The 12,512-nt window shown below is 38.9% G+C and carries 6 protein-coding genes; 3 read left to right on the forward strand and 3 right to left on the reverse strand.

Translation table 11 applies throughout. The annotated features are described in order from the left end of the window. Positions 1–9 precede the first annotated feature (9 nt). Positions 10–1,890 (forward strand): M1 family metallopeptidase, encoded by a 1,881-nt coding sequence (locus tag GJU43_RS07400; RefSeq protein WP_154340150.1) that lies wholly within the window; start codon positions 10–12, stop codon positions 1,888–1,890. Between the two features lie 75 nt (positions 1,891–1,965). Here GJU43_RS07400 and GJU43_RS07405 read toward each other — a convergent pair whose 3' ends face one another. Together GJU43_RS07405 and GJU43_RS07410 are read right to left on the reverse strand one after the other, a co-directional pair. Then, a complete protein-coding gene (locus GJU43_RS07405; RefSeq protein WP_154340151.1) occupies positions 1,966–3,165 on the reverse strand; it encodes a DUF418 domain-containing protein in 1,200 nt (399 codons plus the stop codon). Between the two features lie 191 nt (positions 3,166–3,356). Then, positions 3,357–4,295 carry an L-threonine 3-dehydrogenase gene (locus tag GJU43_RS07410; protein WP_154340152.1) on the reverse strand — a complete coding sequence of 313 codons (939 nt, stop codon included), beginning with the start codon at positions 4,293–4,295 and terminating at the stop codon, positions 3,357–3,359. A 436-nt stretch (positions 4,296–4,731) separates the two neighbouring features. On the opposite strand from GJU43_RS07410, the gene GJU43_RS07415 reads away from it, so the two are divergent. Next, positions 4,732–5,340, forward strand: coding sequence for a hypothetical protein (locus GJU43_RS07415; protein WP_154340153.1), 609 nt, complete (start codon positions 4,732–4,734; stop codon positions 5,338–5,340). Next, positions 5,333–8,698 (forward strand): transcription-repair coupling factor, encoded by a 3,366-nt coding sequence (gene mfd, locus GJU43_RS07420; RefSeq protein ID WP_154340154.1) that lies wholly within the window; start codon positions 5,333–5,335, stop codon positions 8,696–8,698. Before GJU43_RS07415 ends, mfd begins: the two co-directional genes overlap by 8 nt. Before the next feature lie 219 nt (positions 8,699–8,917). Here the strand turns inward: mfd and GJU43_RS23065 are convergent, their stop codons facing one another. After that, positions 8,918–12,271 carry an Ig-like domain-containing protein gene (locus GJU43_RS23065; RefSeq protein ID WP_229655020.1) on the reverse strand — a complete coding sequence of 1,118 codons (3,354 nt, stop codon included), beginning with the start codon at positions 12,269–12,271 and terminating at the stop codon, positions 8,918–8,920. Positions 12,272–12,512 lie beyond the last annotated feature (241 nt).

Raw genomic sequence — 12,512 nt, forward strand, 5'->3', positions numbered from 1 at the left:
TAAATAAAGATGCAAAAAATTATTCTACTTTCTTTTCTGAGTTTTGGTTTAAACGCTGCTTTTGCCCAAAATACTCCTTACTGGCAGCAACATGCCGACTATAAAATGGAGGTTTCGATGGATGTGAAAAACTATCAGTATAAGGGGAAACAGGAATTGGTGTATACCAACAATTCTGCTGATACATTAAAAAAAGTATTTTATCATTTATATCCAAATGCTTTTCAGCCGGGAAGTGAAATGGACGCGCGTTTGCATACGATAAAAGATCCGGACGGAAGAATGGTGACTAAAGTAAAAGGCGCCGATGGCAAAGAAACAAAGCAAAGCCGAATTGAAACTTTAAAGCCAAATGAAACAGGATTTCTAAAAATCACGAATTTCAAACAAGATGGTGAAACCGCTCAGACAAGAACCTCAGGAACTATACTTGAGGTAACGCTGGCCAAACCAATTTTACCGAATTCTAAAACGACTTTTACGTTAGATTTTGACGGGCAGGTTCCGGTTCAGATTCGCCGTTCGGGAAGAAACAATTCTGAAGGAATAGAATTATCCATGTCGCAATGGTATCCTAAGTTAGCCGAATTTGATTTCGAAGGATGGCATGCGGATCCTTATATTGCGCGCGAATTTCATGGCGTTTGGGGAAATTTTGATGTGAAAATTACAATCGACGCAGCTTATACAATTGGCGGTTCCGGGTATTTACAGGATAAAAATGAAATAGGTCACGGATATCAGGATGCAGGCGTAACGGTTACCTACCCTAAAAAGACCAAGACTTTAACATGGCATTTTATTGCACCAAACGTTCACGATTTTACCTGGGCGGCAGACAAAGAATATGCACATGATATTGTAAAAGGACCAAACGATGTCGATTTGCATTTCTTCTATAAAAACACCCCGAAAGTAGCTGGAAACTGGAAAAAACTCGAGCCATTGATGGTGAAAGTAATGGATTATTACAATCATAAAGTGGGCGCATATCCGTACAAACAATACTCTTTTATTCAGGGTGGCGATGGCGGAATGGAGTATGCGATGTGTACTTTGATGTTAGGAAACGGAACTCTTGAAGGGATTTTAGGAACTGCTACACACGAATTAGGACATTCCTGGTTTCAGCATATTCTCGCTTCAAACGAATCAAAACACCCGTGGATGGATGAAGGTTTTACCACGTACATCGAAGACAGCGCTTTGAATGAGCTGGCAGGTGATAAAAAAGTAGAAAATCCGTTTAAAGGAAACTATAATGCCTATTACAGTCTGGTTTCATCAGGAAAAGAGCAGCCACAAACCACTCATGGCGACCGTTATGATGAGAACAGGCCTTACAGTATCTCTTCTTATGTAAAAGGAAGTATTTTCCTTTCGCAGTTAGTGTATGTAATTGGACAGGAGAATCTGGATGCGACCTTAAAAAGATATTTCAACGATTTTAAATTCAAACATCCTTCTCCAAATGACATCAAAAGAACAGCGGAAAGAGTTTCCGGTGCAGAACTGGACTGGTATTTAGTGGACTGGACGCAAACCGCAAATACGATTGATTACGGAATCAAAGATGTTGCTGATAACTCAGGTAAAACAACTGTAACCTTAGAAAGAATCGGAAGAATGCCAATGCCGATTGATTTGACAGTTGAATATACGGATGGCACTTCAGAAAGTTTTTATATTCCGTTAAGAATGATGAATTTCATTAAGCCAAATCCAAATCCAAACGTAAAAAGAACCGTTTTAGATGACTGGGCCTGGGCGCAATCCAACTATAGTTTTACAATAGACAAAAGCAAAACAGCGATCAAAAAAATCACCATAGACCCAAGCGGATTAATGGCGGATGTGAAAGCTGCCAATAATGTGTATGAAGTGAAATAATAACATAAACACCTATAAAGTAAAAGCCCTTAAATGATTTAAGGGCTTTTCTTTTTTCAAATTTATCTTAGGATATTATACTGTTTTTACTTCTGTAGCAGCAACAGTTTCTGTTTTCTTAAACGGAAATACTTTTCGATAACTGGCAGATCGCCATAACCATTCGATTGGGCCATAATTGTATTTGGACAGCCACCATTTGCTTATAAACAGCTGAACGATAAAAATAAATACTGCCAGGCAAAAGTAAAACCAGTAGGGCATTGCATCTCCTATTCCAAGGCCGATTCCCGAAAAAATAAAAGCAGCTAAAATATTTTGGGCGATATAATTCGTTAAGGTCATTTTTCCGCCGGCACTAAAATAACTGAAAATAGTTTTAAGCTTACCATTAGTGTACAACAACGAAATTCCCGTAGCTATAAAAATCATGGTGCTAAGAACAAGCCAGTAAAGTGGGTGAAAGATTTTGAAAACAGCGACTTCTTTGTAGAAAATGATTAAGTTAAAACACACTCCAATGATTATGGCTACAGTCAAACTGATCCACAGTACACGTTTTAACAACTTTTTCAGGTCGTTTAAACGATTAAAAAAGTCTATTTTCTGAAGTAAAAAGCCAAAAAGCATACAGGCAAACATGATAAGATGTGCCGTAATAGCATAGCCTGGAATAATGATTTGTTCGTAAAAAGAAGCGAGCAGATTAAACCTGAAAAAATCCAGCCAGTTTCCGGAATGATACAATTTTAAATATTCGGGATTAGTAGCTATTTCCGGATGTTCGATTTTAAAGCCGTTGACATAAGCCATGACAAAAGGAATGCTAAGAACAATAACCGCAGAAATTATGGCTAATGTTCTTGCAGAACATTTGTAAAAAAGTAACATGACAAGTCCTAAAAAAGCATAATCTTTTAAGATATCGCCCAGCCAGAAAGACGAATTAATAAAAGCCAGTACAAAAAGTAAAACCATTCGCCACGCAAAAAAAGTGACCGGATTTTTGCCTTTACTGGCAACATTATTAATTAAAATAGCAAAACCGTAGCCAAATAGCAGCGTTAGTAAAGTCCAGGATTTAGCTGCAAAAAAATAACGGTTAAACGTCATGAGTATTTCAGATAAAATACTGTGATTGAATTTGTGAGGTACGCCGATAAACAGGAAGTCCGAATAATTTCCGATGGCAACGCCTAAAAGAGCCCAGCCTCTTAGAATGTCGACAATAGCAGTTCTTTTGCTTTGTTCAACAGGATGATAAGAATTTGTCATTTGATTAACATTTTTGTTGTGATTTGATTGATGATTTTAGATAAATTTGAAATTATTCTAACGCAGCCAAAAATAAGAAAATTATACAACCGTATGTTTTTACCATAAATATATTTCACAAAAAAAAGCGTATTATTTTAAAAGAACTTCTTTTAAAATAATACGCTTTAATTAGTTAAGGGATTTTTAAATTATCCCAAATGTTCCAGCATATCTTTGGTCATTGATTCCAGATCAAAAGTATGTTTCCATCCCCAGTCTTTTCTCGCTTCTGCATCATCAATACTCGCGGGCCAGCTGTCTGCAATTTTCTGACGGAAGTCCGGATTGTATGTAATTTCAAATTCCGGAATATGTTTTTTAATTTCAGCAGCAATTTCAGTTGGCGTAAAACTCATTGCAGCCAAATTGTACGAAGAGTGTATTTTAATGTCTTCCGCCGGAGCCTTCATAATATTGATAGTGGCTTCAATAGCATCATCCATATACATCATTGGCATTTTGGTTTCTGATGATAAAAAGCATTCGTATTTTTTATCAGCAATCGCTTTGTGAAAAATATCAACAGCATAATCTGTAGTTCCGCCGCCCGGAGGAGTCGACCAGCTGATTAAACCCGGATAACGGATGCTTCGAACATCAACACCATAAATATTGTGGTAATATTCGCACCATCTTTCTCCTGCCTGCTTACTAATTCCATAAACAGTAGAAGGTTCCATTACCGTATATTGAGGTGTATTTTCTTTTGGAGTGGTCGGGCCAAAAACGGCAATACTGGAAGGCCAGAAAATTTTTTGGATTTTTTTTGCTTTGGCCAGATTCAAAACATGGAATAATGAATTCATATTCAGGTCCCAGGCAAAGGCCGGATTTTTTTCGGCGGTAGCAGATAAAAGGGCTGCCATCAAATAAATATCCGTAATCTTATGTACTTCAACAAGATGTTCAATTTGATTGAAATCCAACGCATTGACCACTTCAAAAGGTCCTGAATTAACAACCTCCGTATTTAATTTTCGGATATCAGAAGCGACAACATTTTCGGTTCCGTATAATTTGCGAAGTTTTTGAGTCAGTTCAGTCCCAATTTGACCGCACGCGCCAATGATCAATATTTTTGGATTCATTTGTGATGTTTTTTAGATAGGCAAATATAACGTTTTCGCAAATATTTTTACTTTTCAGAAGAGCAAATTATAAATTTAACAATGATAAAGATGTTTTTTTGGATTATTCTCCGTTGAGGCTTTTAATTATTTAACCGCAAAGTACGCAAAGATTTTTAAAAATTAAGCCGTTTTATAAAAAGCGCAAAGTTCGCAAAGCTAATTCAACACCAAGCTTTGCGAACTTTGTGTTTTCTAAATTTACGGCAAGATAAAAATCTTTGCGTGCTTTGCGGTTAAATTTTCCGGACACAGAGGAATAATCTGTTTAATCCGTGATCCCGATAGCTATCGGGAGTGGCAAAAAAAATAACCATGATTTATAGAATCTTTAGCAAAAATCAGAATTCGTAATTGTAAATTTACTTTGTAACTTTGTAGCTTAATGTTTGACCAAATGAAATATAAAATATCTCTTTTTCTACTTTTGATTTTTGTACTCAATTCCTGTCAGGGTGAAGATGAAAAACGCCGTGCAGAATATGAAAAAGAAGCTAAAAAAAAGGAAGTCATCTTTAATAACATCAATAAGGGCTGGACTTTTATGGATGAACCCATCAATGAAGTCTCGGAGCAAAATGCAGCAGTCTGGACAGAGTGGCGCGATTTTTTGAAGGAAATAGGAGAAAAGCCAAAGAAAACGATTGGGGCATTTCAGAAAAAATCGACTGCAATCGCCAGCAAAGCAATGTTATTAAATAATAATATTCCCGCGCAATTCAATCTTCCTCAGATAAAAAGCAGAATCTCCATTTTGATCACGAAAATCAAAATGATGGACCTGTTTATTCATTTGAACCAAATTCCAGATGAGAAAGTGATTTTTTTAATTGGTGAAATCAATAAGGAATTGGTTTCCCTGGAAAGACAAATGGACAAAATTGTCGAAAAAGCCAAGATCCCGAAAGAAGAAGGAGAAGCCGATTTCCTTAGAATGTTAGATACAACGCGCGCGATTCCGAATTCGGCACCGCCACTAGATCAAAATTTACCTAAAGTTGAGTAAAAACGCCTTATACACCACGTATGATAATCTGCCGAAAGCGCAGCAGATTGCATCAAATTTACTGGAAGGAAATCAGATAAAAATGCATCTTGGCGGTTTGCTGGGATCTGCAGTATCCTTTCTAATCCGCTCCGTTTTTAAGAAAACCGAACTGCCTTTTTTAATTGTTTTAGACAATAAAGAAGAAGCGGCGTATTACCTGAATGACCTCGAACAAATGATTGGTGAACAGGATGTTTTGTTTTATCCTGCCTCATTTCGCCGTCCGTATCAGGTAGATGAAACCGATAACGCCAATGTGCTGCTTCGTGCTGAGGTTTTAAACCGAATTAATTCCCGTAAAAAACCGGCGATAATTGTGACGTATCCGGAGGCACTTTTTGAAAAAGTGGTGACACGCCAGCAACTGGATAAAAACACGTTAAAAGTCGCTTTAAACGATAAAATCTCCATTGATTTTATCAATGAAGTATTATTCGAATATGAATTCAAGAGAGTCGATTTTATTACAGAACCGGGCGAATTTTCGGTTCGTGGAGGAATTGTCGACGTGTTCTCTTTTTCAAATGATCACCCGTACCGGATTGAATTTTTCGGAAATGAGGTAGACAGTATCAGAAGTTTTGATGTAGAAACACAGTTGTCGGTAGAAACGCATAAAAAAATCACGATTATCCCGAATGTTGAGAACAAGATATTTCAGGAAAACCGTGAAAGTTTCCTAGATTATATTTCAGAAAAAACGGTTCTTTTTATTCAGAATACAGACGGACTTTTTTCGCAGTTAGATAAACAATTCGCAAGGGCCGAAGAAGCTTTTGACAAACTTTCGAAAGATATAAAACACGCCAGTCCGGAACAATTGTTTTTGAATCAGGCTTCATTTATAAAACGTGCATTAGACTTTTCGGTTGTAGAACTGGCTTCAAAACCTATTTTTAAAACTACCAAAAAGTTCGAATTTCATATTCAGCCGCAGCCCTCTTTCAATAAGCAATTTGATTTGTTGCTGAATAACCTGAGCGAGAATCATTTTAACGGCTATAAAAATTATCTGTTTTGTTCGAATGAAACGCAGGCCAAACGTTTTCATGATATTTTTGAATCTTTAGATGAAGCCAATTCAGAGAATATTCGCAAACAATATCATACTATTGTATTGCCCTTATATCAGGGTTTTATTGATGAGGAAAACCAAATTACAGCTTATACCGATCACCAGATTTTTGAACGTTACCATAAATTCAACATCAAAAATGGGTATTCGAAAAAGCAGAATATTACGCTAAAAGAATTAACGGCACTTTCGGTTGGGGATTATGTTACGCATATCGATCACGGAATAGGAAAATTTGGCGGTCTGCAGAAAATTCAGGTGGAAGGCAAAACGCAGGAAGCTATAAAATTGGTGTACGCCGACAATGATATTGTGTATGTAAGCATCCATTCGCTTCATAAAATCTCCAAATACAACGGAAAAGACGGGACACCGCCTAAAATTTATAAACTGGGATCGAACGCCTGGAAAATTTTAAAACAAAAAACCAAAGCGCGTGTCAAACATATCGCCTTCAATTTGATTCAGCTGTATGCGAAACGTCGTTTGGAAAAAGGATTTCAGTTTGCACCGGACAGTTATTTGCAAAATGAATTGGAAAGTTCGTTTATCTACGAAGACACTCCGGATCAGACGAAATCGACACAGGAGGTCAAAGCCGATATGGAAAGCGATCGCCCAATGGACCGCCTGGTTTGTGGTGATGTTGGTTTCGGAAAAACAGAGGTGGCGATTCGTGCCGCTTTTAAAGCCGTAGATAACAGCAAACAAGTCGCAGTTCTGGTTCCGACGACTATTTTGGCGTACCAGCATTACAGAACTTTTACCGAAAGATTAAAAGATATGCCGGTTTCTATAGGGTACTTAAACCGCTTTAGAACGGCCAAACAAAAAGCACAAACCTTAAAAGATTTAGCGGAAGGAAAACTGGATATTGTCATTGGAACACACCAATTAGTCAACAAAAATGTGGTTTTTAAAGACCTTGGCTTGTTGATTGTCGATGAAGAGCAAAAGTTTGGGGTAAACGTAAAAGACAAGCTCAAAACGATTGCAGCCAATGTCGATACGCTGACCTTAACGGCAACGCCAATCCCGAGAACGCTTCAGTTTTCGTTAATGGCAGCGCGTGATTTATCGGTGATTACGACGCCTCCGCCAAACCGTTATCCGATAGAAACCAATGTGGTTGGTTTTAGTGAAGAAGTAATTCGTGATGCGATTTCGTATGAAATTCAGCGTAACGGGCAGGTTTTCTTTATCAATAACCGAATCGAAAATATTAAAGAAGTAGCCGGAATGATTCAGCGTCTGGTACCAAATGCCAGGGTCGGAATCGGTCACGGACAGATGGAAGGCGCGAAATTGGAGGAATTGATGTTAGGTTTCATGAACGGGGATTTTGATGTCCTGGTGGCGACCACAATCATCGAAAGTGGTCTGGATGTCCCAAATGCCAATACAATTTTCATCAATAATGCCAATAATTTCGGATTATCAGACCTGCATCAGATGCGAGGCAGGGTAGGGCGAAGCAATAAAAAAGCCTTCTGCTATTTTATTTGTCCGCCGTATTCGTCGATGACCGAAGATGCCAGAAAACGTATTCAGGCATTAGAGCAGTTCAGCGAACTCGGAAGCGGATTCAATATTGCCATGAAAGATCTTGAAATTCGTGGTGCGGGAGATTTATTAGGCGGGGAACAAAGCGGTTTCATCAACGAAATTGGTTTTGATACTTACCAGAAAATCATGAACGAAGCTATTGAAGAATTAAAAGAAAACGAATTCAAGGATTTATATCCGGAAGAGAATGATATTGAAACGAAGGAATACGTAAAAGATTTACAAATCGATACGGATTTTGAATTATTGTTTTCCGATGAATATATCAATAATGTCACAGAGCGTCTGAGTTTATATAACGAGCTGGGCAGTGTGAAAAATGAAGCGGAACTGGTTATCTTCCAAAACAAATTAATTGACCGTTTCGGACCAATGCCGCCTCGTGCGAATGCGCTGATGAACAGTATTCGCATCAAATGGATTGCTACAAACGTAGGGATTGAAAAACTAGTGATGAAAAAAGGCAAAATGATTGGCTATTTCGTCTCCGATCAACAGTCCGATTATTATCAGTCGTCTAAGTTTAGAAAGGTTTTACAATTTGTACAAAAACACAGTAATCTTTGCACAATGAAAGAAAAGCAAACACCTAATGGTTTACGTCTTTTACTGACTTTTGAGAATGTAAAATCTACGAAAAGGGCTTTGGAACTGATGGAATTATTGGGAGAATAATTTTTTTATTTTTTACAAGCAGAAAAATTAAGTTCAAAAGACGACCAGTCCCGCTATCCCTTTCAATCTTTTGTGCTGAACCCCAGCACAAAAGGATTTTCAGTCCTATCGGGGCTAAAAAAGAGGTTTAGTAGTTCTATTGACGTTCCTTTGAAAGAATAAATAAAAAATGCCGTATGAAGTTTTCATACGGCATTTACTTTTCAAATCTAAAGAGAACTATTTAACGATCAGTTTTTTAGTCACATTTGAATTTTTAGAATTAATACTTACAATATAAATTCCCGAAGCCAAATGATGATTGATTTGCCCTGAAGCAGCAAGTTTTTCCGTTAGTACCGTTCTTCCGTTCATATCAGAAACGGTAATTGCAGCCACATCTCCACTCTCTAATTCCGGTAATACAACCTGAAATTGATTGTCTGTAGAAGGATTTGGATAAATCGTAATTACTGCATTTTCTACCTCAACATCTTCTTTGGTATTCAGAGCCATTTTTGAAGCAGACGTACTTTCAAGCTGCCATTGTGCACTGTACCAGCCATCTTGTGAATTACCATATTGAGCCGATCCGGTTTGATTTTCCACATGAATAATGTTTCCGGATTGCCATCTGTTTCTAATTCTGGTCCAGGTTCCGTCAATATAATCAGAAGACCATTGCGCACTCCAAAAAGTGGTGTCCGTAATGTTGCACTGTACACTTCCGGTCTGCCCTTCAATATTAATTAATTCTCCTGTTGCTACATTTTTCAATACAAAATAAGTGGCATCGATCGCAATTTTCTGCCATTTGTAACTGTTGTTGGAAGCGGTTGCCCCATACCCTACATTTGTTCCGGCATCCGATAAATAAGCGCCTGTCCATCTGTTTTTTATGGTGTAATACGTTCCTGTTGGAGTTGAAACCGTAACAGCAGCTGTGCTTGTTTTGTTTCCGCTGACAGTCGTTACCGTTATCGTTGCCGTCCCGTTTGCCACAGCCGTTACTAATCCGTTTGTATTTACCGTTGCCACAGCCGTATTGTTTGAACTGTACGTAACATTTTTATTTGTTGCATTTGCAGGAAGAACAGTTGGTGTAAGCTGTTGTGTTCCGCCAACGGCTAATGAAAGGGTTGTTGGACTAAGACTCACACTTGTCACCGCCACATTTGATGCATTTACCGTTACCGCGCAGGTTGCTGTTTTAGCACCATCCTGAGTTGTTACCGTAATGGTTGCAGATCCTGCAGCTACGGCAGTTATTAAACCGGAAGCATTAACTGTTGCTACAGCTGTATTGCCTGAACTATAACTAACGGCTTTATTCGTTGCTGTTGCAGGTGAAACTGTTGGTGTTACTTGTTGCGTGGCACCAATTAGTAAAGTAGCTGTTGTTGGCGCTACTGTTACTCCTGTAACCGCTACAACTGTTCCCGGATTAGAATCGTACCAGGTAGTGTTCATGTACCAGCCGGTTTTATTTCGGCTTAAATCGGCAGATTGACTTGTTCCGTCATTGAAAATTAAATTAGTCGAAGTTACATAGGTGAACGTATAACTGTACCAGCCATTTCCGGCATCGGTCATGTTTACGCCCGGCCATGATGCGTCAGCCAAAATTCCTGTTGGCAAAGCACTCCAATAATAAATTTTGATTCCGGTTCCCCAGGTTGATGGCTTATAGAAATAAACCGTGAAATTGGTGTTCGCATTTACAGTAATTGCTGCAATTGCCGTTTTATTTCCGTCCTGCGTGGTTGCCGTAATATTGGCTGTTCCTGCAGCAACTGCTGTCACAAGACCTGCTGCATTTACGGTTGCCACTGCGGTATTACTGGAACTCCAGGTTACCGTTTTGTTCGTTGCATTGGCAGGAGCAATCGCTGCCGACAGCTGTTGTGTGTTTCCGGCATATAAACTCGCAGTCGTTGGCGAAACACTTACGGAAGCCACCGGAATTGTCGCAACTGTTATCGCTGAAGTGGCTGTTTTGTTTCCGTCAACGGTTTTAACCGTAATAGTGGTTGTACCTGCTGAAACTGCTGAAACCAAGCCGGATGCATTTACGGTTGCTACGGCTGTATTGCTTGATGTCCAGGTTACATTTTGGTTGGTTGCATTTGCCGGAGCAATAGTAGCATTAAGTTGTTGTGTAGATCCTAAACCAACAGTCGCCGTTGCCGGACTAACCGAAACTCCTGTTACAGCTACAGCCGCCACATTTGTATTGGTTAGAACAATATACTGAAAAGCATTAAAAGATTGTGTAGCTCCGGAAACCAAGGTTACTGTAGCCCCGGTATAAGCATCTTTATAGGTTCCTGCCATTGCTGACGGAATTACAAATGTTTTACCGGCGTTTCTAAGATTGGCCATTACAATTACTTTCTCTGTTCCCAGTGTTTTTGTAAAGGCACAAATATCGTCACTCGCATAAGGAGTCATGGTACCACGTCTGATGGCGGCACTGCTATTTCTAAAGTTAAGTATCCTGGCAAATTCGGGTGTAGCTGCAGTATTGCTCCAGTTGATTTTTACACTTGTATACGGCCACGGAATTACCTGATTGAAGGCTACTTCTTGTCCGCTGGTTAAAAAAGGAACGCCTTTCATATAACCTGAAACTAAGAAATTGGCAACGACTCCGGCATTACTTTTAAATACGGTAAAAGGAGCAGTATCACTATTATTTTCTGAGTCATGATTTGCCGTCCATCGTACTTCCTGCTGATTGCCTGTTGCATAGGTATATTCCATGTCATTTGTGGTCTGGAATCTTGTCGAAACAGGACCTCCGCCTGCTACATTTTTCAAGGCATCATAAAACCATTTGTCGCCAAAATTCATATCAAATCCGGCCTGAAAGTTTTGAAGGCGATCTCCTTCGGCAAGCATTAATAAGTTATGGGAAGAGATACCTCTTAAATTGCTGATAATTTCTGTCCAGAAATCCAGAGGAGGATTGTTGGCAAAATCACAACGGTATCCATCGATATTTGCGGCAAAAATCCAGTAACGCATGGCATCTTTTATGGCAGCCCTCAGGCCACTATTGTTAAGGTCCAGCGCTGCAATATCACCAAAATTGGCCAGCTGATTAATCGTTGTTCCGGTTCTTTGATAATATTCCGGATGGGAAATGGTCCACGGATGATCCCATGAAGTTCCGTTTACGGCAATATCCAGCATTACTGCCATACCTTTGGTATGAGCGGCGTCGACCAGATTACGCATATCGGTAAGTGTTCCGTATTCGGCCCCTACCGCTTTAAAGTCTTTGATACAATACGGAGAATTTGTACTTCTTGAATCGGTTCCGTAAGGGTAAATCGGCATTAAATAAAGTACATTGATACCAAGTGATTTAATTCGGTCCAGATCGGAAGTAACTGCGGCTAAAGTTCCCGAAGCACTGTGCGGACGAATATGAACCTGATAAATATTGGCATCTCTGGGGTCCGGTACTCCTGTGTAAGGGGTTCCGTACTGAGCAGGATCCTGTGCATACACGGAACTTGCAAATAATAATAGAAAACAGACTAGTGTTTTCGTGATATGAAATAATCGATTGGTAATGTTGATTTTCATAATTTTAATTTTTTTGTATGCTTGTCAGCATCTCTAACTAAAATTCATTCTCACTTGCATTGGTTTTTAAATTTGACAAACATTTTGTGGTTAATAGTTTTCAAGTAGTAAAATTTTTGATTTTTGTCCATAAAAGGACATAGGTATTCTGCCACGAATTTCACGAATCAGCACAAATTTAAATCTGCAGCCTTAATTCGTGGAATTCGTAAAAATTCGTAGCAAAAAACTTAGAAACTTA

Origin of the sequence: Flavobacterium sp. LC2016-23, assembly GCF_009674775.1 — a bacterium.
Taxonomy (GTDB): Bacteria; Bacteroidota; Bacteroidia; order Flavobacteriales; family Flavobacteriaceae; genus Flavobacterium.

Excerpts from the sequence above, each read along its gene's own strand:
- GJU43_RS07400 (WP_154340150.1), top strand. The coding sequence starts at position 10 with ATGCAAAAAATTATTCTACTTTCTTTTCTGAGTTTTGGTTTAAACGCT.
- GJU43_RS07405 (WP_154340151.1), bottom strand. The coding sequence starts at position 3,165 with ATGACAAATTCTTATCATCCTGTTGAACAAAGCAAAAGAACTGCTATT.
- GJU43_RS07410 (WP_154340152.1), bottom strand. The coding sequence starts at position 4,295 with ATGAATCCAAAAATATTGATCATTGGCGCGTGCGGTCAAATTGGGACT.
- GJU43_RS23065 (WP_229655020.1), bottom strand. The coding sequence starts at position 12,271 with ATGAAAATCAACATTACCAATCGATTATTTCATATCACGAAAACACTA.
- GJU43_RS07415 (WP_154340153.1), top strand. The coding sequence starts at position 4,732 with ATGAAATATAAAATATCTCTTTTTCTACTTTTGATTTTTGTACTCAAT.